Origin of the sequence: Rhizobium favelukesii (assembly GCF_000577275.2) — a bacterium.
Classification (GTDB): domain Bacteria; phylum Pseudomonadota; class Alphaproteobacteria; order Rhizobiales; family Rhizobiaceae; genus Rhizobium; species Rhizobium favelukesii.
The window spans coordinates 2,073,772-2,098,356 of the sequence record NZ_HG916852.1; the positions used below are offsets into that span (position 1 = coordinate 2,073,772).

A 24,585-nucleotide genomic window follows, 5' to 3' on the forward strand; every position below is an offset into this window, starting at 1 on the left:
TTGTCTCCTATCCTTCCATCAATGCCTTCAATGCCGCGAGATCTTTCGCGATATGGGCGGCATCGGCCTCGAACTGCTCATCCGTCATGCCCGGGATACGCAACAGCGTGAACATGACCTCGCAGCCGTCGCCGTTCGGCACGATCCGGAGTGCGTTGTAGACGCGCAATCCGCTCTCGATCGTCACCGTATGGTCGATGACGCCGAACTCGTTGTGCGGGACGAAACTGACCTTCACCGTGCCGAGCGCGCCTGTGGCAATCCAGTCATCGCCGTTGCGCTCCAGCCCTGAGGCCAATCCTGACGCCCAGAGCGGCATATTCTGCGGGGCGGCGGCAAACGCATATACGTCACGCCAATTCCTGTCGATGGAACGGTGAATGATCCTGGCGGGCATCGTAGACATTGCGCTTTCCTGTATTGCTCTAAATGGAGATAGCAGAACAGACCGTTTCGTATTGAAGAAAACGGACATTCAGCCGGCTATCTGTTGCTGAAGCTGCATAGGTGTCAGCGTGGAGATTTCCCGTGCGTCGCGGGTCATATGAGCCTGATCGGCATAGCCGGCCGCTACGGCCAACTCCGCGAGCGGAAGGACCTTGCTGCTCCGGCAGAGGCCGAGCATGCCCTGAAACCGGCGAATTCGGGCGAGGGTCTTCGGCCCGTAGCCGAAATGAGTGTGGCAACGTCGGCGAAGCTGGCGCGCGCCGATGGAGAGTTCGTCGAGCATCACATCGGCCACGTTCTCGGACTTCGAAATATCGCTCGCCCGCGCAAATACTGAGCCCATGTCGCTTGCCGGTGGCTCGCGTTTGGCGGCTTTCTGCTCGAGCGCCGCCTTCAACTGCAGCAGCCGTTCATGCGGTTCGGCACAGCCGCTCAGCAATTCATTCAATCTCAGCGCCGGAGCGCCCCAGAAATCCTCCAGAGGAATTGACTGGCCGACGATGTCGCAGAGCGGCACATTGAGCCACTCGGCCGCTGCGCCCGGGGCGAAGCGCGCGCCCACTATTCTCTCGCTACCGGCAAGGAACGGGAAAGCACTGCTGCGGTCCGGCCCGGCGACCACAAGCCTGCCTCCCATCCAGACGATGTCGCAATAGCCGTCCGGCACGATCGCGATCCTCTGATTGGCTCCGTCATGGATATCATGTGACCAAAGGCAGCAAAAATGAGCCCCAAGCACAGGCGAGGGCGCATACTCCCTGTATCGGCCAGCGCGTGTGGCCAAAACGGCATCGTCTTGTGGTGCTGCGCTACTCATCGGTTCTCTTCCTGTGAGAATATGGCTTAGTTTGCAATGCCGGCAATACGAGGCCGAACCGAAGCCGAATCGAACTTGCCGTTTGAGCCAGAGAGTGCCACAACACCGGTCCAAAATGACTCATCGGAGGTGTATCGTGGAAAAGGCAGAAATCGGGCTGATCGGCCTTGCCGTTATGGGTTCCAACCTGGCGCTCAACATTGCGGAAAAAGGCAACAAGATTGCCGTCTTCAACCGCACGCCTGAGAAAACGGATGAATTCTACGAAAGCGCCGGCGAGCTCAAAAAGCAGATCATTCCCTGCAAGACGATCGAAGAATTCGTCGACGCGATCCGCCCGCCACGCCCGATCATCATCATGATCAAAGCCGGCGAGGCCGTCGATCAGCAGATGGAAGCGCTGCGCCCGCATCTCTCCAAGGGCGACATCATGATCGATGCCGGTAATGCGAACTTCCGCGACACCATCGCACGTTTCGACCGCCTGAAGAACACCGATCTGACCTTCATCGGCATGGGTGTGTCGGGTGGCGAGGAAGGGGCACGCCATGGTCCTTCGATCATGGTCGGCGGCACCGAAGACTCCTGGAAGCGCGTCGAGAAGGTTCTGACCTCGATCGCTGCCAAGTACAACGACGACCCTTGCGTTGCCTGGCTCGGCAATGACGGCGCCGGCCATTTCGTCAAGACGATCCACAACGGCATCGAATATGCCGACATGCAGATGATCGCCGAAATCTACGGCATCCTGCGCGACGGTCTCGGCAAGAGCGCCAACGACATCAGCGGCATCTTCGGCGAATGGAACAAGGGCCGCCTGAACTCCTATCTTATCGAAATCTCCGAGAAGGTGCTGGCCGCGACCGATCCGGTTTCCGGCGGTTCGATGGTCGACATGATTCTCGACAAGGCTGGCCAGAAGGGCACCGGCAAGTGGTCGGCGATCGAAGCCCAGAACATGGGCATTCCGGCAACCGCGATCGAGGCCGCCGTCGCCGCTCGCAGCCTGTCGTCGATGAAGACTGAGCGCGAAGCCGCCGAGAAGATCTTCGGCAAGCAGGAATACAAGTTCCCGATCGCCTACGGACCGGAGCTCAACAAGGATTTGGAACTGGCGCTGTTTGCCGCCAAGATAGGTGCCTATGCGCAGGGCTTCGCGGTCATGGCGGAAGCGTCGCGCGAGTTCAACTGGTCGCTGCCGATGCCTGTTATCGCCAAGATCTGGCGTGCCGGCTGCATCATTCGTTCGCAGTTCCTCGATGAGATCACCTCGGCCTTTACCAAGGCTCCGGACGCTGCAAACCTGATCGTGACGCCGGCTTTCTCCGAGATGGTTGAGGAATCTCTGCCTGCCCTGCGCCGCGTGGTTGGTGCCGCACTGCAGGCCGGTCTGCCGGTTCCGGCGCTCACCTCGGCTCTGACTTACTTCGATGCCTATCGCCAGGGCCGCGGCACGGCCAACCTGATCCAGGCACAGCGCGACTTCTTCGGCGCACACGGCTTCGATCGCCTCGACGGCAAGGACTTCCACCATGGCCCGTGGGGCAGTGGTGCGGCGACGTTCTAAGTCTGCTAAAAGGCCAGCCGGGTTTGCCCGGCTGGCCTTGCGTTTCTAGTACTACAGTTGCAGATGATCTCGTGTTTTGTAGTGAGTGATCATTGCTGACGCCTGATGCTTTCGTCGCCAAACTGACCATTCCAATATGAAGGAGAGCTTCGGCGGCCTTCGGATGGAGAGACGCATAATTAGGCCGCGTATTTCGGCAACGGAGGGGATGAGGGCAATTTTGCGGGTCAGGCAGCGATTGACGGATTTGGACTCCTTTCGTTCGGTTTGCCAAACGCCGAACGACGCAAATCAGCACTGAGCCTTGTGAGGAAAGCGGCCGCCGCCATGACCAACGTCATATGGCGGTGCCAGCCGTGCCAGGATCGGGCCTCGCAGTGGTCGAGGCCGAGATCATCCTTCGCGCGCTGGAAACATTCCTCAATTGTCCAGCGCAAACCTGCCGCACCCGCCAGTTCTGCAAGGGTGGCTTCTGCAGGCGCAAAGACCAGATAATAGCTCACCGCATCTGGGTTGGAGCGGCTTTTGCGGATCAGCACGTAGCGGGCAAAGCCAGGCGCCACAGCGTACGGCAAAGATATGCGCGCCCAATCGTAAAGCCGCAGTCCTTTGGCGCCTTCACCCGCCGGCAATGCCTGCCATGCGTCATCGGGTAAATCGTCTGCCATGTCTCGGGGATCGGTTTGCAGTAAGCCCTCGTCTGTCAACAACCGCAATGTTTGATTGGACCGGACGGACAGAACATAGGGTTGTTGGCGTTCCTCAAGCATGCGGCGGGTTTTATAATCACTGCCATAGACGGCATCTGCCAGAACCCATGCGCATGGTACTCCCTTGTCGAGCGCCTCACCGAGCATCGCCCGCGCCATAGCCGGCTTGGTGGCAAAAACGGTTTCCTTGGGAACCGCGGCGTCGTTTCGGCGCTTCTCATCTGTTGCCCATGCCTCGGGCAAATAGAGCCTGCGGTCGATCAGCGCCTGACCAAAGCGGCTGGCATAGGTAATAAAAACGCCAATCTGGCAGTTCTCGATGCGGCCCGCCGTTCCAGAATACTGGCGCGAAACACCGACAGAATGCTCACCTTTTTTGACAAAGCCAGTCTCATCGACCACCAAAACACCCGACGGATCGCCCAGTGTCTCCACAACATAATCGAAAACAATGTCACGCATTCGGTCTGCGTCCCAATTCGAGCGACCCAATAGAGCCTGAGTCCGCCACGGCCTGGAAAAGCCCGCCTGTTCGGCCATCAGCCAACCAGTTTTGCGTTCTATTCCAGACAAAAGGCCATCAATGAACGTTGAACACGTCTCTCTCGCCTCGCTGCGACGAAACACCGAGAAAAGCTGAACCTTAAGTGCCGAAAGCTCACGCTCCCAATCAATCGCAGTGCCAGTCCACGATGAAACGCTCATGCCGAATCCTCCACACGACAACCGCTTGAAGGGAATCACGAAACCAACACTAATGCAACTGTAGTACTAGGCTTTGTACGCCGGGAATGGCGTGTCAGAAGCGAATATCCGCCATCGGACGGACCAGGATGCGGGCGCTGCCGGCATCGAAATCGTCGAGCGTTTCGTTGTGATGCGCGACGATATCGGCGAAGTTCAGCGTATCGGAGTCGGCCGTCGTATGGCCATCGCCAACCAGCGTAACATCATAGCCCAGCGACACCGCACGCCTGACTGTCGTGTCGACGCAAAACTGCGTCATGCAGCCGCCAACGATCAGATGCGTGACATTTCGCTCCGCCAATCGGTCGGCAAGATCCGTTTCGAAGAACGAGTCTGAGCTCTTCTTGTGAACAATGGTGTCGCCCTCGGCAGGCGATAGTTCCGACCGGATGGCCCAGCCGGTAGTGCCGACCGCCAGGCGATGACCGGGATCGCCGTCGTGCTGGACGAGCACGACCGGTGCCTCGACGCGATGGGCCTCGGCACGAAGCGACTGGAGCCGTGAAACCGTTTCATTCAGCGCAGCATCGATGATGGGTTGACGCTCGGGAGTACCTTTTCCCGCAAGGATGGCGTTTTGTACGTCGATGATCAGCAGTGCCGTCGTCATATCCAGTGCGTCTCCGCTGTGATTGCTTGTCTCTCTACTGCCACCAGATCGGGGTTGGCGCGCCGATGGTCTAAATGCTCCTCCGCGACCAGACGGGCTGGCTGATGCTTTGCAGCAGCTCCGGCTCGATTCCGTCGATGCGCGCTATGACCGCCTTCGCCATTTCCCGCCCGGCATGGCGGACATCCTCATAGGCGGTGATGATCTCGGGACGGATCCAGTTGAGGATCGGCGCCGATTCCTTGGAGACCATGTCGACGTCGTGGCCAAGTCGCTTGCCGGCGGCCTCGATACCCGCGTTGACGGCGATGGCGGCGCTTCCGGCTGAGCAGACGATGCCGTCAGGCGCATTCTGGGCGCGCATCATCACCTCGACGGCATTGCGGATTTCCTCTAGCGGGTTGTCGATCGTCACGCGTAACGGCACTTCCTCGGCTCCGTAGTCATGCAGTCCGGTCTGAAATCCGATGCGCGTGTGCGTGTAGTACGTCAGCTTGCTTGGAGGCTGGAGCAGCGCAATGCGCTTGCGGCCCCTGCCGACCAGCTTTTCGACGGCCTGATGGGCGAAAGCCTCGTTGTCGAAGTCGTGAAAGGGATGGGTGAGGCCGGCATCGGTGCGCCCGTGCGTGGCAAAGGGCATGCTGTGCTCTGTGAGCAGGCGAACACGTGGATCGTCGGGCTCGATGCGCGAGATGATGACGCCGTCGGCGGACCCTGTTTCCAGGATGTAGCGTACCGGCAGCATCGGATCCTTGCTGTGGGAGTGCGGCGTGACGACGATATGGTAGGGTGTGCCGGTCAACACCTCCGAGATGCCGAATACCATCTGGCTGCTGAAGCCCATGATTTCTTCATCGATGCTCAACACCAGCGCAATGACGTTGGTCTTGCCGGTTCGCAGGCGCACGCCGGCCCTGTTCGGCTGGTAGCCAAGCTGGCGGGCGACCATGCGCACGCGTTCCTTGGTTTCCGCACCGATGTCAGGAGCATCCTTGAGCGCGCGCGATACCGTCGTCACGCCGAGCCCGGTCATGAAGGCAATCGTTTTCAGTGTCGGCCGCTCTCGAGTTGCCTCGGAGACCGCTCCTGCAAAATTCGCTTTGTTTTCCATCCCTCTAGGCCGTCCCGCGCGATTTGGTCCCGCTTATAGTGTCTTTTCGGAGCGCTGTAAGCACGAAGAACGCAAAAGCCGCTCCTCCTCTAAGAAGCAAAATCTGTAACGATACAGTAGAAATGTCGAGGACTTTTTATCGAGGGCAGATCGCGACTGCCCGCAATGGTTGAAATCGCTAATTTTTCCCGAATTTTGTGCATGTGCGAACGAAAGCACCGTGGAATGTTGTCGCACAGTTGATATAAATGCAGTTTTATCAAACATATAGCCAAATTGTGCAAATGCTCGTTCGGTTGCTCATCTTTGCGGCGACCTGTCGAAAATCAGCGCGTTCCGACAGGCATTGGTAGTAAATGGTGGCCAGGAGGAAAATTTTCTAGGCGGGCTGTTGCGCCGAAATATCGATTGAATTAAGTTTTTCCGGCAACGTTTCAGTGAGGGAGGAGAACTCATGAATTTTCGTTTGATGGCGGCTGCACTTGCCGCTTCCGTCGTGCTGCCGCTCGGTGCGGCGGACGCGACCGATCTTGAAGTCACCCATTGGTGGACATCTGGCGGCGAAGCTGCTGCCGTGGCGGAACTCGCAAAGGCCTTCGATGCGACCGGCAACAAGTGGGTCGACGGCGCAATCGCCGGTTCCGGCGGTACTGCGCGTCCGATCATGATCAGCCGCATCACCGGCGGCGACCCGATGGGCGCGACACAATTCAACCACGGCCGCCAGGCGGAAGAACTGGTTCAGGCTGGGCTGATGCGCGATCTGACCGATGTCGCTACTGCCGAGCACTGGAAGGACATCATCCGTCCGTCGAGCCTGCTCGATTCTTGCACGATCGACGGCAAGATCTATTGCGCCCCGGTCAACATCCACTCCTGGCAGTGGCTGTGGCTCTCGAATGCAGCCTTCAAGAAGGCCGGCGTCGAAGTGCCGAAGAACTGGGACGAATTCGTCGCTGCTGCTCCCGCGCTTGAGAAGGCCGGCATCGTCCCGCTCGCCGTCGGTGGTCAGCCGTGGCAGGCTGCCGGCGCGTTCGACGTGTTGATGGTTGCCATCGCCGGCAAGGATACCTTCCATAAGGTATTCAAGGACAAGGACGCTGAAGCGGCTGCCGGTCCGGAGATCGCCAAGGTCTTCAAGGCTGCCGACGACGCTCGCAAGATGTCGAAGGGCAGCAACGTTCAGGACTGGAACCAGGCAACCAACCTCGTCATAACAGGCAAGGCCGGTGGCCAGATCATGGGTGACTGGGCGCAGGGCGAATTCCAGCTGGCCGGTCAGAAAGCCGGTTCCGACTATACCTGCCTTCCGGGCCTCGGCGTGAACGAGATCATCTCCACGGGTGGTGATGCCTTCTACTTCCCACTGCTCAAGGACGAAGCCAAGTCGAAGGCGCAGGATGTTCTCGCCAAGACGCTTCTCGATCCTAAGACGCAGGTTGCCTTCAACCTGAAGAAGGGCTCGCTGCCGGTGCGCGGCGACGTCGACCTCGCGGCCGCCAACGACTGCATGAAGAAGGGTCTCGATATCCTGGCCAAGGGTAACGTGATCGAAGGTACGGACCAACTTCTGTCGGCTGACAGCCAGAAGCAGAAGGAAGACCTCTTCTCCGAGTTCTTCGCAAATCCGTCGATGACTCCGGAAGCCGCTCAGAAGCGCTTCGCTGAGATCATCGCTTCTGCCGACTGATCGTCGCATTCCGACGCTGTTGCGACCCGGCTCCGGTCAACGGAGCCGGGTTTGCCCGGAACTCCCATCGTGATCCGGGTGGCGGCGGCGCTCGATACCGGCGCGTGCTGATGCATGGTGGTCCGGTTTCGGTACGGGAGTGAGAAGAGGAGGCGACCGGCAGGAGGTTCGCCGCTCTGGATCTCAGAGGAATTGCGATTCAGGAGGAATTACAATGACGGGTCAAGCGAAAGCAGGCCGGCCAAATCAGTTACTGCGCAATCTGAATTCGAAGATTGCATCCATCCCCATGATCCTCACCGCCCTCGTTATCTTTCTCGGCGGCACGGTCTGGACGGTATTCTATTCATTCACCAACTCGAAGCTCCTTCCGCGGTTGAGCTTTGTCGGTTTCGATCAATACAAGCGCCTTTGGGCTGCTCCGCGCTGGATCGTCTCCATCGAGAACCTTGCCGTCTACGGCGTTCTCTCGCTCATTTTCAGCCTTGTCATCGGCTTCGTGCTGGCGGCGCTGATGGACCAGAAGATCCGGTTCGAGAATACGTTCCGCACGATCTTCCTTTACCCCTTTGCCCTGTCCTTCATCGTGACGGGTCTCGTTTGGCAGTGGGTTCTCAATCCGGAGTTTGGCATCCAGTCGGTGGTGCGTTCGCTCGGCTGGACGAGCTTCACCTTCGATCCGCTCTATACGCCGAGCATCGTCATTTACGGTGTTCTGATCGCAGCACTCTGGCAGGGAACCGGGCTCGTCATGTGCCTGATGCTCGCCGGTCTGCGCGGTATCGACGAGGATATCTGGAAGGCCTCGCGCGTCGACGGTATCCCGATGTGGAAGACCTATCTTTTCATTGTCATTCCGATGATGCGGCCGGTGTTCATTACCACGCTCGTCATCATCGCCAGCGGCATTGTCAAGGTCTACGACCTCGTGGTGGCGCAAACCAGCGGCGGTCCCGGCATTTCGTCGGAAGTGCCCGCCAAGTACGTCTACGACTACATGTTCCAGGCGCAGAATCTGGGTCAAGGCTTCGCGGCATCGACCATGATGCTTGTGACCGTCGCAATTATCATCGTTCCCTGGGCTTATCTGGAATTCGGGGGAGGGCGTAAACGTGCCTGACACCATTGCTCTCAAGAACACGGATACCGGTATCGTGACGGACAAGACACTTTCCGGGCCGCGTGGTCCGAAGCCGAAGCGGGTGATTTCTCCGCGCAATATCATGCTCTACGGCACCCTTTTCGTCGCTGCGGCCTATTACCTGCTGCCGCTCTACGTGATGATCGTCACGTCGCTGAAAGGGATGCCCGAGATCCGTCTTGGCAACATCTTCTCACCGCCGGTCGAAATCACCTTCGAGCCTTGGGTCAAGGCATGGGCGACAGCCTGCACCGGCCTCAACTGCGACGGTCTTTCGCGTGGCTTCTGGAACTCGGTGCGGATCACAGTTCCTTCCGTGGTCGGCTCAATCGCAATCGCTTCGGTGAATGGCTATGCGCTTGCCAACTGGCGCTTCAAGGGATCGGAGCTGTTCTTCTCCATCCTCGTGATCGGTGCATTCATTCCCTACCAGGTCATGATCTATCCGATCGTCATCGTACTGCGTGAACTGGGGATCTACGGCACGCTGACCGGCCTGATTATCGTCCACAGCATCTTCGGCATGCCGATTCTGACACTGCTCTTCCGCAACTATTTCGCATCGTTGCCGCAGGAGCTGTTCAAGGCGGCGCGCATCGACGGCGCGGGCTTCTGGCAGATCTTCCTAAAGATTATGGTGCCCATGTCGCTGCCGATCTTCGTCGTCGCAATGATCCTGCAGGTCACCGGCATCTGGAACGACTTCCTCTTCGGCGTCGTCTTCACCCGGCCGGAATATTATCCGATGACCGTCCAGCTCAACAACATCGTCAATTCTGTCCAGGGCGTGAAGGAATACAACGTCAACATGGCCGCAACCATCCTCACGGGTCTGGTGCCGCTGGTTGTGTATTTCGTGTCAGGGCGACTTTTCGTCCGCGGCATTGCCGCTGGCGCAGTGAAAGGCTGATCCATGAATTCGAGCGTTTCCATCAAAGATCTGTCGTTGAACTTCGGCGCGGTTAGCGTTCTCAAGGATCTCAATCTCGAGATCAATGACGGCGAATTCCTCGTGCTGCTCGGATCGTCCGGTTGCGGCAAGTCGACCTTGCTGAACTGCATTGCCGGTCTGCTGGACGCGTCCGACGGTCAGATCTTCATCAAGGGCAAGAACGTCACTTGGGAGGAACCCAAGGATCGTGGCATCGGCATGGTGTTTCAGTCCTACGCGCTCTATCCACAGATGACGGTCGAGAAGAACCTGTCCTTTGGCCTGCAGGTCGCCAAGATCCCGCAGCCCGAAATCGACAAGCGCGTGGCACGCGCTTCGGAAATCCTGCAGATCCAGCCGCTTCTGAAGCGCAAGCCGGCCGAGCTTTCGGGCGGTCAGCGTCAGCGCGTGGCGATCGGTCGTGCGCTGGTGCGCGATGTCGACGTGTTTCTCTTCGATGAGCCGCTTTCCAACCTCGATGCCAAGCTTAGGTCGGAACTGCGCGTCGAGATCAAGCGCCTGCACCAGTCGCTGAAGAACACGATGATCTACGTTACCCACGACCAGATCGAGGCGCTGACGCTCGCCGATCGTATCGCGATCATGAAGAGCGGCATCATCCAGCAGCTCGCCGATCCGACGACGATCTACAACAGGCCGCGCAATCTCTTCGTTGCCGGCTTCATCGGTTCGCCGTCGATGAATTTCCTGCGCGGTGAGATCACCAAGCAGGGCGAGCAGACGTTCTTCACTGCCAATGGCGTGAACTTCTCTGTCGCAGACTATCACACGCCCGAAGTGCTGCAGGCCGGCCGCAAGGTCATCCTCGGCGTTCGTCCGGAGCATGTGAAGGTCAACGAGAATCTCGGCGCCGAGGTTCACGATGCGACCGTCGACATCGAGGAACCTATGGGCGCCGACAACCTGCTCTGGTTGAAGCACGCCGGCCACACGATGTCGGTGCGCATCAACGGCGCACGCCGCTTCAACCCGGGCTCTGCCGTCAAGCTCGGCTTCGATATGTCTCTGGCGTCGATCTTCGATGCCGAGACCGAGCTTCGCCTCTAGAAACCGCAAATGCGGGCGGAGCAACCGGTTCCGCCCATTCGTCCAATCGGCCATCCGGCCACCAAGTTCGGCTGCGGCCCGCGGGTGCGGGCATTCCCAAGCGCGGCCCGATCGGGATAATGCTATGACATCCTTGCCGACAAATGGGTTTAACCTCGACCTATCCGGATCGTGGACCCTCACCTCAGCCGATGGCGACGTCACGACATCCATCACGCTGCCGGGCGATGTGCACACGGCACTGCATGCCGCCGAGCTTATTCCCGATCCATATTTCGGCCGCAACGAGGAGGTCGTTCAGTGGGTGGCGCACCGCGACTGGGTGCTTGAGCGTAGCTTCACACTGTCGGAGCCGAACGGCGACTGGTTTCTCGATATCGACTATCTCGATACCGTGGCTGCCGTCTTCATCAACGGTTCGCCAGTGCTGCTCGCAGATAACAGCTTTCGGCGCTATCGACCTGACGTCGGCGACCAGTTGAAGGCCGGCGACAACGTTATTCGCGTCGTCCTGCATTCAGGCATTGCGGCCGGTGCCGACCGACAGGCCAGGCAGCCTTTCTACATTCCCTATTCGACGGGCAATTCGCCGATCCCCAACGGTAACATGCTGCGCAAGCCGCAATGCCATTTCGGCTGGGACTGGAACATCGCGATTGCGCCGCTAGGGCTTTACGGCACGATCACGCTGCGCAAGCTCGAGACGGCACGCATCGAGCACGTCACGACGCGGCAGGTTCACAATCTCGACGGTTCCGTGGATCTGCAGGTCAGCGCGACGTTGTTTGCCAAGAACCTCGGGATTGTACCGGTACATTTCTCGCTTGATGGCGAGCGCGTTCGCCTCGACGTCGGCGTTGGTACCGGCGAGACGGTGGTCAATCATGTCTTCGAGATCGACAAGCCGCGGATCTGGTGGCCTGCCGGCAGCGGCGAGCAGGCGCTTTATGCACTGACGGTCGATCTGCCAACGGAGGCGGTGACCAAGCAGATCGGCCTTCGCACGGTCGAACTCATCACGACGCCCGATGCTGCCGGCAGCCGCTTTGCGCTGAAGGTCAATGGCCGCGAGATTTTCTGCCGCGGCGCCAACTGGATCCCGGCCGATGCGCTGTTCTCGCTGTCGAGCCCTGAGAAGACCGAGGATCTCTTACGGTCGGCCAAGGCCGCCAACATGAACATGATCCGCGTCTGGGGCGGCGGGTTTTACGAGCACGGCCATTTCTACGATCTCTGCGACCGGCTCGGCCTCATGGTCTGGCAGGACTTCATGTTCGCCTGCAACCTTTATCCCTCGACCGAGGACTTCCTCGACAACGTCACGCTCGAAGTCGATTATCAGGTCCGTCGGCTGTCCTCGCATCCGTCGATCGCACTCTGGTGCGGCGACAACGAGCTGGTTGGCGCACTGACCTGGTTCGAGGAATCGAGAAAGGATCGCGACCGCTATCTTGTTTCCTACGATCGCCTCAACCGGACGATCGAGCAGGCGATGAAGAAGGCGGCACCCGATGCCATCTGGTGGCCGTCGAGCCCGGCGTCGGGCTATCTCGATTTCGGCGACGCCTGGCATGCCGACGGTTCCGGCGATATGCACTATTGGTCGGTCTGGCACGAGAACAAGTCGTTCGACAATTACCGCACCGTGCGCCCGCGCTTCTGCTCGGAATTCGGCTTCCAGTCCTATACGTCGCTGCCCGTCATCAAGACGTATGCCGACGCGAAGGACATGAACGTTGCTTCGCCTGTGATGGAGCTGCACCAGAAGAATGCCGGCGGCAACGAGCGCATAGCAGGCACGATGTTCCGCTACTTCCGCTTCCCGAAGGATTTTCCGAATTTCGTCTATCTATCACAGATCCAGCAGGGTCTGGCGATCAAGACCGCGGTGGAATACTGGCGGTCGCTGAAGCCGCATTGCATGGGCACGATTTACTGGCAGCTGAACGACACATGGCCCGTCGCCTCTTGGTCGAGCCTCGACTACGGCGGGCGTTGGAAGGCGATGCACTATCTGGTGAAGCGCTTCTTCCAGCCGGTCGCGGTCGCGGCGATCCCGTCCGAGGATGGCAAGCAGATCCGCTTCTCGCTGGTCAACGATACGCTCGCCGAAGTCAGCGTCGATCTGTCGATCTCGATCCTCGACATGAGGGGCGAGCGCAAGCACCTGAAGGACGTCCAGGCCGTCTGCACGCCGGATGGCGCGGTTACCGCCGCATCCATCGATGTGGCAGATCTGCCTGCGGGCACGCTGCTTGCGTGGCGCTTCACGGCGTCGAACGGCATGGGCGGCGAGGGGCACTATGTCCATGGCACCTATAAGGCGCTGGAACTCGAGCCCGCCGGCCTGATGGTCACGCACGAATATGTCGAGGAGGCCGGCTCCGTCTGCCTTAACGTCACCGCCAAGGGACTTGCGCTCTTCGTGATGATCGAGACCGACACCGAGGGCAAGTATTCCGACAACGCCTTCGATCTGGCGGCGGGCGAGACGCGCCGCATCACCTTCGCCCCGGCCAGGCCGCTCGAGGACGGCCAACTGCCGGAATTCCGTTTCTACGACCTGCAATCTTGTCAGTCCGTGGATTAACCCTGACTGAAATGCAATGGGCACGAGGCCCGAGGAGGAATGATGACGAAACTGAGTTTCCAGCTTTACAGCGCCCGTAACTTCCAGCCCTATTCGGCGATCTTCGAAAAGCTCGGCAAGGCCGGCTATCAGGAAGTCGAAGGCTTTGGCGGCATCTACGCGGATCTCGACGATGCCGGCCTGAAGAGCCTGCGCGCGGAACTCGACAAGAACGGTCTGACGATGGCAAGCGGCCATTTCAGTCCGGATTTCCTGGATGGCGAAGTTCAGAAGTCGCTGAACATTGCAAAGATACTCGGCATGGACTCGATCTATGCCCCGCATCTGGCGGCCGATCAACGACCGACCGACGGTGCCGGCTGGCTCGCATTCGGCAAGCGACTGCATGAGATGAGCAAGCCCTACAAGGACGCCGGTTATGAATTCGGCTGGCACAACCACGACTTCGAGTTCGTGAAGCTCGCCGACGGCTCGCTGCCAATCGAGCGCATCTTCGAAGGCGCCTCTGACATTTCCTGGGAAGCCGATATCGCCTGGGTCGTCCGCGGCGGTGCCGATCCCTTCGCATGGATCGAAAAGCTCGGCTCGCGCATCACCTCTGCCCACGTCAAGGACATCGCTCCATCAGGTGAAAACAAGAACGAGGACGGCTGGGCCGATGTCGGCCACGGCACACTGCCTTGGGCAAAACTCATCGCAGCACTCAAGGACACCACGACCAAGCACTACGTCGTCGAGCATGACAATCCGGCCGATGTCGATCGCCTGATCACCCGCTCGATTGCATCCTTCAAGACCTACTGAGGCACACCATGACCAAGGAACTTGGCGTCGGCATCATCGGATGCGGCAACATCTCCACCACCTACTTCTCGCTTTCGCCCCTGTTCAAGGGACTGAAGGTTCTGGCCTGCGCCGATATCAACGTGCAGGCTGCCCAGGCCCGCGCCGAAGAATACGGCGTCAAGGCGCAGACGATCGACGAGCTTCTCGCCAATGACGAGATTGACGTCATCGTCAACCTGACCATCCCCGACGCGCATTTTCCGGTTTCGAAAGCGATCCTCAGAGCCGGCAAGCACGTCTATTCGGAAAAGCCGCTGGTCCTCACCCTCGAACAGGGTGAGGAGCTGCGACGCATTGCCAAGGAGAAGAACCTTTCCGTCGGTTGCGCTCCGGATACCTTCCTCGGCGGCGCGCATCAGCTTGCCCGCAAGTACATCGACGAAGGCGGCATCGGTCGCGTCACCTCGGGTGCCTGCTATGTCATGAGCCCGGGCATGGAGATGTGGCATCCGAACCCGGACTTCTTCTTCCTGCCCGGCGGTGGCCCGATCCTCGATCTCGGCCCGTACTACATCGCCAACCTGATCAACCTGATCGGTCCGGTGAAGCGTGTCGGCGCCATGACCTCCATGGCATCGGAAACCCGCACGATCACCAGTGCGCCGCGCAGCGGCGAGATCATCCCGGTAAAGACGCCGACGACGATCCAGGCGATCCTCGAATTCGTCAGCGGCGCGACCGTCACGCTGACGGCGAGCTGGGATGTGTGGTCTCACCGCCATGCGAACATGGAGCTCTACGGCACCGACGGTTCGCTCTACGTGCCGGATCCGAACTTCTTCGGCGGCGTCGTCGAGGCCAGCGGCCGCGACAAGGAGATCAAGGCGCTCGACGGCTGGGAGCATCCGTTCGGTATCTTCAACCAGGAGAGCCCGCAGGGACCGCGCGCAAACTACCGCACCGCAGGTCTCGCCGACATGGCGATGGCGATCATCGAGGGCCGCGATGCGCGTTGCTCGCTCGATCGCACGCTGCACGGCGTCGACGTCATGACGTCGATCCTGAAGTCGGGCGAGGAAGGCCGTTTCATAGAGCTGACGACGACCTGCACGCAGCCGGCCGCACTCGGCATCGAAGAGGCGCAGGCGCTCTTGAAGTAAGCGACCAAAGGACTATGGTCCGGCGCGGGCGACAAGCCCGCGCCTTTTTGCTTAAAGGATCAGAATTATGAGCTGGCAACCGGCTTCCGACCGCTATTCAAAGATGAAGTATAACCGCACAGGCCGTTCCGGCCTGAAGCTGCCGGCCGTCTCCCTTGGCCTCTGGCACAATTTCGGCGGCGACACGCCGCATGACCGCAAGATCGACATGTGCCGCACGGCCTTCGACCTCGGCATCACCCATTTCGACCTCGCCAACAACTACGGCCCGCCTCCGGGCAGCGCCGAGATCGCCTTCGGCGAGATCCTGCGCACCGAATTTGCCGGCCTGCGCTGCGAGCTGATCATCTCGTCCAAGGCCGGCTACGACATGTGGCCGGGCCCTTACGGCGAGTGGGGCAGCCGCAAGTATCTGATCGCTTCCTGCGATCAGAGCCTGAAGCGCATGGGCCTCGACTATGTCGATATCTTCTATTCGCACCGCTTCGACCCGGATACGCCGCTCGATGAGACCTGCGGCGCGCTCGATCATATCGTGCGTTCCGGCCGTGCGCTCTATGTCGGCATCTCCTCCTACAATTCGCAGCGTACGCGTGACGCGGCGGCGATCCTCAAGGATCTCGGTACGCCATGCCTGATTCACCAGCCGAGCTATTCCATGCTCAACCGCTGGGTCGAGGACGACAAGCTGCTGGATACGCTGGATGACGTGGGCATGGGCTCGATCGTGTTCTCGCCGCTGGCGCAGGGCATGCTGACAACCAAATATCTCGGCGGTATTCCGCAGGATAGCCGCGCTGCGCAGAACCACTTCCTCAAGAAGGACTTCATCCGTCCCGCGATCATCGACAATATCCGCAAGCTCAATGAGATCGCCGAACGCCGTGGTCAGACGCTGGCACAGATGGCGATCGCCTGGGTGCTGCGCGGCGACCGCGTGACGTCGGCGCTAATCGGCGCCAGCCGCTCGTCGCAGATCGTCGATTGCGTCAAAGCGCTCGATAATCTCGAATTCACGGCAGACGAACTCAAGGAGATCGATGGCTACGCCCGCGAGGCTGACATCAATCTCTGGGCAAAGTCTGCGGAACGGGAATAAATCCAAGCGCCCGGAACGATCTTTCGGGCGTTTTTCAAATGCTTTTTGATGTACGTGCTGCAAATCCAGCGTGTGTGGGAGGAGATGTCACCATGATCCGCAATCCTATCTTGCCGGGCTTCAACCCCGATCCGTCGATCTGCCGCGTCGGCGACGATTATTACATCGCGACCTCGACCTTCGAGTGGTATCCCGGTGTTCAGATTCACCACTCGCGCGATCTGGTCAATTGGACGATGGTGCGGCGTCCGCTTGAGCGCCAGTCGCAACTCGACATGCGCGGCAATCCCGACAGCTGCGGCGTCTGGGCGCCCTGTCTTTCCTATGCCGACGGGTTGTTCTGGCTTGTTTACACCGACGTCAAACGCTTCGACGGCAATTTCAAGGACGCGCACAACTACATCGTCACCTCGCCTGATATCGAAGGCGAGTGGTCCGAACCGGTCTACGTCAACTCCTCCGGCTTCGACCCCTCGCTGTTCCACGACGAGGACGGCCGCAAGTGGTTCCTCAACATGCAGTGGAACCATCGCACCGAGAGCTTCGGCGGTGCGCCGAAGTCGCCGGCCTTCGACGGCATCCTGCTGCAGGAGTGGGACGCGGCGACAAATTCGCTGAAGGGGCCGACCAAGAACATCTTCGCCGGCAGCCCGCTGGGCTTGGTCGAGGGCCCGCATCTCTTCAAGCGCAACGGCTATTACTACCTGACGACCGCCGAGGGCGGCACCGGCTATGATCATGCCGTCACGATGGCTCGTTCGCGGACGATTGAGGGCCCCTACGAGCTGCATCCGAACCGGCACCTGATCACGTCAAAGGATCATCCCGAAGCCATTCTGCAAAGGGCAGGGCACGGCCAGCATGTCGAGACGCCGGACGGCCAAGTCTACCACACCCATCTCTGCGGCCGCCCGATGCCGCCCAAGCGTCGCTGCACGCTCGGCCGCGAAACGAGCCTTCAGAAGTGCGTGTGGAAGGAGGATGACTGGCTATATCTCGAAAACGGCACGACCGTTCCGGATGTCACCGTGCCAGGACTGACCGGTGCAGTGCCTGTCGAGAAGCCGGTGCGCAGCGAATACTCCTTCGATGGCGTCACTCTGCCCGATGATTTCCAGTGGCTTCGAACGCCAAAGCCCGAGCGCATCTTCAACCTCACCGATCGCGCAGGTCATCTGCGACTGATCGCGCGCGAAAGCATCGGCTCGTGGTTCGAACAGTCTCTCGTCGCCCGTCGCCAGGAGAACCACAGCTTCCGGGCGGAGACTGTCGTGGAGTTCGATCCCGACACCTACCAGCAGGTTGCCGGCCTGACCCACTATTACAACAGGCATAAGTTCCATGCGATCGGCGTCACCCTGCACGAGAAGCTTGGACGGTGTGTCACGGTCTTTTCGTGTGATGGCGATTATCCAAACAGCCGCCTCAGCTTCCCGGCCGGCAGCGGCGTTGCCATTCCGGCCGAGGGACGCGTGCAGCTTTCCATGGAGATCCGAGACAACGACCTGCAGTTCTTCTGGCAGACGGAAGGGAAGGGCGCGTGGCAGCCGATCGGTCCGGTGCTCGATGCGGGCATCGTTTCCGATGAGGGCGGGCGAGGCGAGCATGGCTCCTTTACCGGCGCATTCGCCGGGGTCTTTGCCTTCGATACCTCAGGCCGCGCGAAGACAGCGGATTTCGACTGGTTCAACTATGAAGAGCTTTGATAGATATGCGACATCGCCCAGAAATGCCGGGCGATGTCGCAATCTTTAATTTAGAGTATTCTTCTAACCATATGTTATTATTACAGAAGTTTAATTTAAGTTTCAGTTTCAGTTCATCATTTTGGGCCTAGGTTCGGGCCGTGTTCAACACGAGGAACCTCCCATGAAAAAGCTTACCACCGTCTTTCTCGCTGCTGCCGTGCTTGCTGGTCCGCTGCTGGCAACGACCGAAGCGAGCGCTCAGGATCATCGTCGGCCGGTTGTCGTGGAGCGCGACGTGCACGTTACGAAGTATCGCTGGACGCGCGGTCACCGCATGACACCCGTCGAACGCCGCCATATGCGCGACGTGCGCGACTATCACCGTTATCGCCTGTCGGCTCCGCCACGCGGCTATCGCTGGGTGCAGATCGATAACAACTTCCTGCTCATCGGCGCCGTCAACGGTGTGATCGCGAACATCGTCATTCGCTGAACGGCCACGTCAGGAAAGGGCGGCTTTCGTGCCGCCCTTCTCATTCAATCGGACGCTTGTTTGCGGGCCTCCAGCAGCCGCTGTACGAAACCGGCCAGCAGGGGAAGCTGCTCGCACTCCTCACAACGGCAGCGATAGGCTTGTTTCGTCACGCAGCGCGTTCTCCCCAGCTCGCGAACGGATCCGGCAGTGCGCGCCACTTTTCCGGTGTAAAGGTCTCTGCCGGCACGAGGCAGCCGTCAAGCTTTTGCCGCATCCAATCTTCGTCCATCGGTTCACTGCCGATGAAGACGATCTCCTGTCGGCGGTCGCCCCAGACCGCGTCAAGATAGGGAGTTATGGTGGCCAGGAAGCGCTCATCCTCCGGCCATCGTTCACGCGGTACCGACGCCCACCACAGCCCCATCCTCGCTGTCCGCAGGAACGCTCCGGCCTGGCTGACTTCGCCGACATGACGAGGGCGCGTTGCAAGCCAGAAAAACCCTTTCGCTCGGACAACGCCCGGCCAGGCAGAACCGAAGAAGCGCTGCAGCTTGGCGGGGTCGAAGGGCCGTCTTTCCCGATAGACGAAGGAGCGGATGCCGTACTCCTCCGTCTCAGGCACGTGCTCGGAAAAGCCGTGCAGCTCCTTGTACCAGCGCGGATGCGTCTCGGCGCGATCGATGTCGAAACGTCCCGTCCCGAGGACCTCGTCCAGGTCCACTTGGCCGAAGTCGGTTTCGATCAGCCTAGCGTCGGGATTAAGTCCGACGATGATCTGACGCACTGCCTGGCGTTGTGCCGGCGTCGCGGTGCCGATCTTGTTGAGGATGATCACATCGGTGAATTCGATCTGCTCGACCAGCAGATCGATGATGGTGCGATTGTCGCCGTCGCCCGCGGTTTCGCCGCGATTAGCCAGAAAGTCTGCGGATGCATAGTCCGAGAGCAGGTTGGTGGCATCCACAACCGTCACCATCGTGTCAAGCCTCGCTACATCGGAGAGGCTGGCGCCGTTCTCATCGCGGAATTCGAACGTTGTCGCCACCGGCAGAGGTTCGGCAATGCCAGTCGATTTGATCAGGAGGTAGTCGAAGCGCCGCTGTTCCGCCAGGTTGCGGACTTCCTTCAGGAGATCATCTCTCAGTGTGCAGCAGATGCAGCCGTTCGTTTCCACCAGCTGTTCGTCGGTCCGTGACAGGTTGGCACCGCCGTCGCGAACGAGGGCTGCGTCGATGTTGACCTCGCTCATGTCGTTGACGATGACGGCGACGCGCAGGCCTTGCCGGTTTCCGAGGATGTGGTTCAGCAGCGTTGTCTTGCCGGCTCCGAGGAAACCAGACAAGACCGTTACGGGAAGTCTTCTATCCATCTTTTCTCTCTGATATGGTATAATATTACATTCGGTACGCTAGAAAAGGCGGGCTCCGGGCCTGGCTCCGGGCCCGCCTTTTCTGTGTCAGCTTTCTCGCGCAAGGCAGTCCTTCATGCTGTTGGCAATGCCGTGCATGAGGTTGAAATAGAGGTCCGGCCCGGCATCGAGCGTTGCCGCTTCGGGATCGAGCACACCGGCCTTCGCCTTGGTGCCCTCTATGACCACGTCGACCAATCGCGGCTGGAATTGCGGCTCGGCGAAAACGCAGGTGGCACCCAACTCGCCGACCTTCTTGTGAATTTCCGCGATGCGTTCGGCGCCTGGGATCGTTTCGGGACTGACGGTGATCGAGCCGGCGATCCGCACATTGTAGCGGTGTTCGAAATATTGATAGGCATCGTGGAAGACGATGAACGGCTTGTCCTTTACCGCTGACACGATGCCGGCGATCTCCTTGTCGAGTGCGTCGAGCCGGTCGTCCAACGTCTTCGCGTTCGCCTGATAGGTGAGGGCATTGGCGGGATCGGCTGCGACCAGAGTAGTCGTGATCTCGGCTGCCATCGCTTTTGCATTTTGCGGATCGAGCCAGAGATGGGTATCGAACGCGCCGTGATCGTGGTCGTGATCCTCATCCGCATGGGCCTGGTCGTGCCCATTGCCGTCGTGGTGGTTTCCATCATTGTGGTCGCCGTCATCATGCGGCTCGAACGCACCGCCTTCGCGGAATTTGAGCTTCGTTAGACCGGGAGCCTTGTCGAGTTCGGCGACGAGCGCATCGGACCCGATCGCCTCGAGAGGCTTCTCCAGAAACGCTTCGAGCCCAGGGCCGACCCAGAAGACGACCTTGGCATTCTGAAGCGCACGCGCGTTGGAGGGCTTCATGTTGTAGGTATGCGGCGAGGCGGCACCGTCGACGATCAGTTCGGGCGTGCCGACTCCCTGCATGATAGCCGATACGAGGGAATGCACCGGCTTGATCGAGGTCACGACGACAGGCGCATCGGCCGCTCTGCCCGCCTCGGCAAAAAAGATGGCGGGGACTGCGAGGATAAGGGCCGTCGCGAGTTTCATCTGTGTGCTCCGCTTGAATTGCAGTTGTAATGTTATTACATCAATTGCGTTATGCTATAACGTGTGCGATAGCAAGTCGCAACAGCACATTCGGAAAAATGATGTCCTTTCCCGCAAATTCCGAAGCGAAGCCGCTGGTGTCGCTTTCCAATGTCGGCGTCCAACGGGACGGCCGTTGGCTCGTCCGCGGCGTCGATTTCTCGGTCTCGCGCGGCGAGATCGTCACGCTGATCGGCCCCAACGGATCGGGCAAGTCTACGACGGTCAAGACGGCGATCGGCGTGCTGAAGCCGGACGAGGGCAGGGTGGACCGTGCCTCTGGTCTCAAGGTTGGCTACGTGCCGCAGAAACTGGCGATCGATTGGACTTTGCCGCTCACCGTTCGCCGGCTGATGACGCTGACTGGGCCGCTCTCCGAAGGCGACATGGCCGCTGCGCTCGATGCTGTCGGACTGTCGCATATGCTAGGCGCGGAAGTGCAGCATTTGTCCGGCGGCGAGTTTCAGCGGGCTTTGATGGCGCGGGCGATCGCCCGCAAGCCCGATCTCCTTGTCCTCGATGAACCCGTTCAGGGTGTCGATTTCTCTGGCGAGATTGCGATCTACGATCTGATCCGGTCGATCCGCAACACGACCGGCTGCGGTATCCTGCTGATTTCTCATGACCTGCATGTCGTCATGGCGGCGACGGACACCGTTATCTGCCTCAACGGCCATGTCTGCTGCCGCGGCACGCCACAGGCGGTGAGCCAGAGTGCGGAATATGTCCGCCTGTTCGGCAGCCGCGCAGCGCAGGCGCTCGCCGTCTACAGCCATCACCACGATCACACGCATCTGCCGGATGGCCGTGTGCTGCATTCGGACGGCTCGGTGACCGATCACTGCCATCCCGATGACGGGCACCATCACGGCCACGAGGGCCACGACCACGATCACGCCGGCCACGGTCACGATCATACCCATGCCGCCGGTGATCATCATACGGATGATCACAAACACGACCGCGATCACAGGCAGCCTGCAGGAGAACGCCATGTTTGACGATTTCTTCGTCCGCGCGATCCTTGCCGGCGTCGGGCTGGCGCTGACGACCGGCCCGCTCGGCTGCTTCATCATCTGGCGGCGCATGGCCTATTTCGGCGATACGATCGCTCATTCGGCCTTGCTCGGCGTAGCGCTCTCGCTGCTCCTGCGGTTCAATCTGACGCTTGCCGTGTTCCTTGTTGCGGCGACCGTGTCGATCCTTCTGCTGTTCCTGCAGAAGCGGCAGGCGTTATCTGCGGACGCGTTGCTAGGGATTCTCTCGCATGCGACGCTGGCGATCGGCCTCGTCATGGTCGCCTTCATGAGCTGGGTGCGTATCGACCTCATCGCTTTCCTGTTCGGCGATATCCTTGCGGTCTCGAAGACAGACATTGTCATGATTTGGGGCGGCGGCATTCTCGTGCTGGCGGCGATTGCCTGGCTCTGGCGTCCGCTACTGGCCTCTACGGTCAATCCCGAGCTTGCCGAGGCCGAGGGACTGCAGCCCGAGCGGGCGCGGCTCTTCTTCATGCTGCTGATGGCTGTCGTCATCGCCATCGCGATGAAGATCGTCGGCATCATGCTGATCACTTCGCTGCTGATCATCCCGGCGGCAGCAGCGCGCCGTTTCGCCTCGACGCCTGAGGTCATGGCCGCCTTCGCCTCGCTGATCGGCGCCGTCGCCGTCGTCGGCGGGCTGTTCGGCTCGCTGACGTATGATACGCCCTCCGGCCCGTCGATCGTCGTGGCTGCCCTGATCCTCTTCATCCTGAGCCTGCTGCCGAAGCGCTGGCGCGGGCAGGCCCTGGAAGGACAACGTTCATGAACGCACCTGCTTTGACCAAAAACCAGGCCCTCGTCTTCGAGGTACTCGAGAAGGCAGACGGACCGCTCAGCGCGTACACGATCCTCGACAAGCTGCGCGACCATGGCTTTCGCGCACCGCTGCAAGTCTATCGCGCGCTGGAGAAGCTGCTTGAGTATGGTGTCGTCCACCGGTTGGAGAGCATCAACGCCTTCGTTGCCTGCGCCCATCCGGATCAGAACTGCCACAGCCACGGCATCGTCGCCTTCGCGATCTGCGAAAGCTGCGGGCATGTCATGGAATTCCATGACCACGAGGTCGATCACCGCCTGATGAACTGGACCCGCGGCAAGAAGTTCAAGGCGGAGAAGACCACGATCGAGATCCGCGGTCTGTGCGAGACCTGTGCGGCTTAGGCTGCAACCACGCGCTCTCAATGATTGCTATGCGGCGGGGGTTGGGCACCGCACATATGCCAAGACGCCATCTGCTGTGGCTGATACGGACGGTTCCGCTCAGCGGATGTGCCACCGGCTTACAATGAGGCCGTGTATGCGAAGCGAGACGGCGCGCATTCGAGCCTGACAAGATCGAAACCACGAGGCAAACCCTCGGCCCACCCGCCCGGGTGGCCGACAACATCGAACGCTGCCGACAGGCGATTGAAGGATCGCCGGCGGCGTTTGAGGCAAATGGCCCGCAAGCCAATGAAACCGAGAACATTTCGATTGTGCCGAATACCTGCGGGATCGCCAGAACGATGGAAGGCTCATTGCTAGGAAAGCATCCAACCGGTCGATACGAGTTTTGCGCCGAAATCTGCTAATGAGCTTCTCGAAGGTCTTCGGTCCGTTGCCGCGCGACGGCGAAGAAGCAATGGACGGCCAATCGTGACGAGTTGACCTACCAACTCAACTACATCGCCCAGAAAACCAGCAAGGTCATGGCATAGCTCGCGCCAAAAAACCATTACAGTCAAGGCCGCAGACCTGACGCTGCATCTTCTCGAAGTCAATCTCAACAGTGCGCTGGCCGGGTTCGAATTCTTCATCTAAGGGGCCGCGCAGAAGAAACTGACGGCGGATTTCGGTCTTGTGAAGATCGCCGTCAAGAATGTCACCAGCGTTGGCCTCCTGTTCTGACGGCGGTGTCAGAGCGGATGCAGGTCGCGCGCGAAACGCTGCCAGTTGCCGACATACTTCTCGGCAGAGCGGCGCAGCCCTGCTATTGCTGCATCGTCGAGCGTGCGGACAACCCGCGCCGGCGAGCCGACGATGAGCGAATTGTCGGGAAACTGCTTACCCTCAGTGATCAACGCATTGGCGCCGACCAGGCAGTTGCGACCGATCTTGGCGCCATTAAGCACAGTGGCTCCCATGCCGATCAGGGAATTGTCGCCGATCACGCAGCCATGGACGATCGCATGATGACCGATGGTGCAGCCTTCGCCGATCGTCACCGGAAAGCCCGGATCGGTGTGCAGCATGGCGCCTTCCTGAATGTTCGTCGACCTGCCGACGGTGATCGGTTCGTTGTCGCCGCGCAATACCGCGCCGAACCAGACGCCCACATCCTCGCCAAGCGTAACTTGACCGATTACATGCGCGTCGGGGGCGATCCAATAGGTGCCGGCGGGCGGCAGGTCCGGCGTCAGTCCGGCGAGCGCGTAGACAGGCAT

22 protein-coding genes are annotated in these 24,585 nt (G+C 60.0%); 14 read left to right on the forward strand and 8 right to left on the reverse strand.

Annotation, left to right across the window (positions count from 1 at the left end; translation table 11 throughout):
- Positions 1-7 precede the first annotated feature (7 nt).
- Both LPU83_RS48870 and LPU83_RS48875 read right to left on the reverse strand, forming a co-directional pair.
- On the reverse strand, positions 8-406 hold the full coding sequence (locus LPU83_RS48870; RefSeq protein WP_024312904.1) for a polyketide cyclase: 399 nt from the start codon (positions 404-406) through the stop codon (positions 8-10).
- 69 nt (positions 407-475) lie between these two features.
- Positions 476-1,264 (reverse strand): helix-turn-helix domain-containing protein, encoded by a 789-nt coding sequence (locus LPU83_RS48875; RefSeq protein WP_024312903.1) that lies wholly within the window; start codon positions 1,262-1,264, stop codon positions 476-478.
- A 115-nt stretch (positions 1,265-1,379) separates the two neighbouring features.
- Here LPU83_RS48875 and gndA point away from each other — a divergent pair, with 115 nt between their 5' ends.
- Positions 1,380-2,831, forward strand: coding sequence for an NADP-dependent phosphogluconate dehydrogenase (gndA, locus tag LPU83_RS48880; protein WP_029709870.1), 1,452 nt, complete (start codon positions 1,380-1,382; stop codon positions 2,829-2,831).
- A gap of 227 nt (positions 2,832-3,058) precedes the next feature.
- Here the strand turns inward: gndA and LPU83_RS48885 are convergent, their stop codons facing one another.
- The 3 genes from LPU83_RS48885 to LPU83_RS48895 form a co-directional block, all read right to left on the reverse strand.
- Positions 3,059-4,246 carry an IS701 family transposase gene (locus tag LPU83_RS48885; RefSeq protein ID WP_024312901.1) on the reverse strand — a complete coding sequence of 396 codons (1,188 nt, stop codon included), beginning with the start codon at positions 4,244-4,246 and terminating at the stop codon, positions 3,059-3,061.
- A 94-nt stretch (positions 4,247-4,340) separates the two neighbouring features.
- Positions 4,341-4,898, reverse strand: coding sequence for an isochorismatase family protein (locus tag LPU83_RS48890; RefSeq protein WP_024312900.1), 558 nt, complete (start codon positions 4,896-4,898; stop codon positions 4,341-4,343).
- 70 nt (positions 4,899-4,968) lie between these two features.
- Positions 4,969-6,009 (reverse strand): LacI family transcriptional regulator, encoded by a 1,041-nt coding sequence (locus LPU83_RS48895; protein ID WP_024312899.1) that lies wholly within the window; start codon positions 6,007-6,009, stop codon positions 4,969-4,971.
- Between the two features lie 454 nt (positions 6,010-6,463).
- On the opposite strand from LPU83_RS48895, the gene LPU83_RS48900 reads away from it, so the two are divergent.
- The 10 genes from LPU83_RS48900 to LPU83_RS48945 all read left to right on the forward strand — a co-directional run bounded on the left by LPU83_RS48900 (position 6,464) and on the right by LPU83_RS48945 (position 18,655).
- Positions 6,464-7,699 carry an ABC transporter substrate-binding protein gene (locus LPU83_RS48900; RefSeq protein ID WP_024312898.1) on the forward strand — a complete coding sequence of 412 codons (1,236 nt, stop codon included), beginning with the start codon at positions 6,464-6,466 and terminating at the stop codon, positions 7,697-7,699.
- 214 nt (positions 7,700-7,913) lie between these two features.
- Entirely contained in the window at positions 7,914-8,819 is a 906-nt protein-coding gene (locus tag LPU83_RS48905) for a carbohydrate ABC transporter permease (RefSeq protein ID WP_024312897.1), read from the forward strand.
- Positions 8,812-9,750, forward strand: coding sequence for a carbohydrate ABC transporter permease (locus LPU83_RS48910; protein WP_024312896.1), 939 nt, complete (start codon positions 8,812-8,814; stop codon positions 9,748-9,750). Before LPU83_RS48905 ends, LPU83_RS48910 begins: the two co-directional genes overlap by 8 nt.
- 3 nt (positions 9,751-9,753) lie before the next feature.
- Positions 9,754-10,839, forward strand: coding sequence for an ABC transporter ATP-binding protein (locus tag LPU83_RS48915; protein WP_024312895.1), 1,086 nt, complete (start codon positions 9,754-9,756; stop codon positions 10,837-10,839).
- A gap of 124 nt (positions 10,840-10,963) precedes the next feature.
- Positions 10,964-13,429: a beta-mannosidase gene (locus LPU83_RS48920; protein ID WP_024312894.1), complete on the forward strand. Its 2,466-nt coding sequence runs from the start codon at positions 10,964-10,966 to the stop codon at positions 13,427-13,429.
- A gap of 42 nt (positions 13,430-13,471) precedes the next feature.
- Positions 13,472-14,233 (forward strand): sugar phosphate isomerase/epimerase family protein, encoded by a 762-nt coding sequence (locus LPU83_RS48925; protein ID WP_024312893.1) that lies wholly within the window; start codon positions 13,472-13,474, stop codon positions 14,231-14,233.
- A gap of 8 nt (positions 14,234-14,241) precedes the next feature.
- Positions 14,242-15,375 (forward strand): Gfo/Idh/MocA family protein, encoded by a 1,134-nt coding sequence (locus LPU83_RS48930; protein WP_024312892.1) that lies wholly within the window; start codon positions 14,242-14,244, stop codon positions 15,373-15,375.
- Between the two features lie 67 nt (positions 15,376-15,442).
- Positions 15,443-16,474, forward strand: a complete 1,032-nt coding sequence (gene mgrA, locus LPU83_RS48935; protein WP_024312891.1) for an L-glyceraldehyde 3-phosphate reductase — start codon at positions 15,443-15,445, stop codon at positions 16,472-16,474.
- A gap of 92 nt (positions 16,475-16,566) precedes the next feature.
- The gene (locus LPU83_RS48940; protein WP_024312890.1) at positions 16,567-18,180 is read left to right on the forward strand and encodes a glycoside hydrolase family 43 protein; all 1,614 of its coding nucleotides are present in this window, start codon (positions 16,567-16,569) and stop codon (positions 18,178-18,180) included.
- Positions 18,181-18,343: 163 nt separating this feature from the next.
- Positions 18,344-18,655, forward strand: a complete 312-nt coding sequence (locus tag LPU83_RS48945; protein WP_024312889.1) for an RcnB family protein — start codon at positions 18,344-18,346, stop codon at positions 18,653-18,655.
- A gap of 148 nt (positions 18,656-18,803) precedes the next feature.
- On the opposite strand, the gene LPU83_RS48950 is transcribed toward LPU83_RS48945, so the two are convergent.
- The gene (locus tag LPU83_RS48950) at positions 18,804-20,006 is read right to left on the reverse strand and encodes a GTP-binding protein (RefSeq protein ID WP_024312888.1); all 1,203 of its coding nucleotides are present in this window, start codon (positions 20,004-20,006) and stop codon (positions 18,804-18,806) included.
- A gap of 87 nt (positions 20,007-20,093) precedes the next feature.
- The gene (gene znuA, locus LPU83_RS48955; protein ID WP_024312887.1) at positions 20,094-21,080 is read right to left on the reverse strand and encodes a zinc ABC transporter substrate-binding protein ZnuA; all 987 of its coding nucleotides are present in this window, start codon (positions 21,078-21,080) and stop codon (positions 20,094-20,096) included.
- 101 nt (positions 21,081-21,181) lie between these two features.
- Between znuA and LPU83_RS48960 the strand changes: the two genes are divergently transcribed.
- Genes LPU83_RS48960 through LPU83_RS48970 form a run of 3 tightly spaced genes read left to right on the forward strand, consistent with a single transcriptional unit; the run spans position 21,182 to position 23,323 of the window.
- Positions 21,182-22,120 (forward strand): ATP-binding cassette domain-containing protein, encoded by a 939-nt coding sequence (locus LPU83_RS48960; RefSeq protein WP_024312886.1) that lies wholly within the window; start codon positions 21,182-21,184, stop codon positions 22,118-22,120.
- The gene (gene znuB / locus LPU83_RS48965; protein WP_024312885.1) at positions 22,113-22,928 is read left to right on the forward strand and encodes a zinc ABC transporter permease subunit ZnuB; all 816 of its coding nucleotides are present in this window, start codon (positions 22,113-22,115) and stop codon (positions 22,926-22,928) included. The genes LPU83_RS48960 and znuB overlap by 8 nt, the downstream gene beginning before the upstream one ends.
- Positions 22,925-23,323: a Fur family transcriptional regulator gene (locus LPU83_RS48970; protein WP_024312884.1), complete on the forward strand. Its 399-nt coding sequence runs from the start codon at positions 22,925-22,927 to the stop codon at positions 23,321-23,323. The genes znuB and LPU83_RS48970 overlap by 4 nt, the downstream gene beginning before the upstream one ends.
- 734 nt (positions 23,324-24,057) lie before the next feature.
- On the opposite strand, the gene LPU83_RS48975 is transcribed toward LPU83_RS48970, so the two are convergent.
- Positions 24,058-24,585 carry a gamma carbonic anhydrase family protein gene (locus LPU83_RS48975; protein ID WP_024312882.1) on the reverse strand — a complete coding sequence of 176 codons (528 nt, stop codon included), beginning with the start codon at positions 24,583-24,585 and terminating at the stop codon, positions 24,058-24,060.

Excerpts from the sequence above, each read along its gene's own strand:
- LPU83_RS48870 (WP_024312904.1), bottom strand. The coding sequence starts at position 406 with ATGTCTACGATGCCCGCCAGGATCATTCACCGTTCCATCGACAGGAAT.
- znuB (WP_024312885.1), top strand. The coding sequence starts at position 22,113 with ATGTTTGACGATTTCTTCGTCCGCGCGATCCTTGCCGGCGTCGGGCTG.
- LPU83_RS48890 (WP_024312900.1), bottom strand. The coding sequence starts at position 4,898 with ATGACGACGGCACTGCTGATCATCGACGTACAAAACGCCATCCTTGCG.
- LPU83_RS48970 (WP_024312884.1), top strand. The coding sequence starts at position 22,925 with ATGAACGCACCTGCTTTGACCAAAAACCAGGCCCTCGTCTTCGAGGTA.
- znuA (WP_024312887.1), bottom strand. The coding sequence starts at position 21,080 with ATGAAACTCGCGACGGCCCTTATCCTCGCAGTCCCCGCCATCTTTTTT.
- LPU83_RS48960 (WP_024312886.1), top strand. The coding sequence starts at position 21,182 with ATGTCCTTTCCCGCAAATTCCGAAGCGAAGCCGCTGGTGTCGCTTTCC.
- LPU83_RS48875 (WP_024312903.1), bottom strand. The coding sequence starts at position 1,264 with ATGAGTAGCGCAGCACCACAAGACGATGCCGTTTTGGCCACACGCGCT.
- LPU83_RS48885 (WP_024312901.1), bottom strand. The coding sequence starts at position 4,246 with ATGAGCGTTTCATCGTGGACTGGCACTGCGATTGATTGGGAGCGTGAG.
- LPU83_RS48900 (WP_024312898.1), top strand. The coding sequence starts at position 6,464 with ATGAATTTTCGTTTGATGGCGGCTGCACTTGCCGCTTCCGTCGTGCTG.
- LPU83_RS48945 (WP_024312889.1), top strand. The coding sequence starts at position 18,344 with ATGAAAAAGCTTACCACCGTCTTTCTCGCTGCTGCCGTGCTTGCTGGT.
- LPU83_RS48895 (WP_024312899.1), bottom strand. The coding sequence starts at position 6,009 with ATGGAAAACAAAGCGAATTTTGCAGGAGCGGTCTCCGAGGCAACTCGA.
- LPU83_RS48925 (WP_024312893.1), top strand. The coding sequence starts at position 13,472 with ATGACGAAACTGAGTTTCCAGCTTTACAGCGCCCGTAACTTCCAGCCC.
- LPU83_RS48940 (WP_024312890.1), top strand. The coding sequence starts at position 16,567 with ATGATCCGCAATCCTATCTTGCCGGGCTTCAACCCCGATCCGTCGATC.
- LPU83_RS48905 (WP_024312897.1), top strand. The coding sequence starts at position 7,914 with ATGACGGGTCAAGCGAAAGCAGGCCGGCCAAATCAGTTACTGCGCAAT.
- LPU83_RS48950 (WP_024312888.1), bottom strand. The coding sequence starts at position 20,006 with ATGGATAGAAGACTTCCCGTAACGGTCTTGTCTGGTTTCCTCGGAGCC.
- LPU83_RS48915 (WP_024312895.1), top strand. The coding sequence starts at position 9,754 with ATGAATTCGAGCGTTTCCATCAAAGATCTGTCGTTGAACTTCGGCGCG.
- gndA (WP_029709870.1), top strand. The coding sequence starts at position 1,380 with ATGACTCATCGGAGGTGTATCGTGGAAAAGGCAGAAATCGGGCTGATC.
- LPU83_RS48920 (WP_024312894.1), top strand. The coding sequence starts at position 10,964 with ATGACATCCTTGCCGACAAATGGGTTTAACCTCGACCTATCCGGATCG.
- mgrA (WP_024312891.1), top strand. The coding sequence starts at position 15,443 with ATGAGCTGGCAACCGGCTTCCGACCGCTATTCAAAGATGAAGTATAAC.
- LPU83_RS48975 (WP_024312882.1), bottom strand. The coding sequence starts at position 24,585 with ATGCCTGTCTACGCGCTCGCCGGACTGACGCCGGACCTGCCGCCCGCC.
- LPU83_RS48930 (WP_024312892.1), top strand. The coding sequence starts at position 14,242 with ATGACCAAGGAACTTGGCGTCGGCATCATCGGATGCGGCAACATCTCC.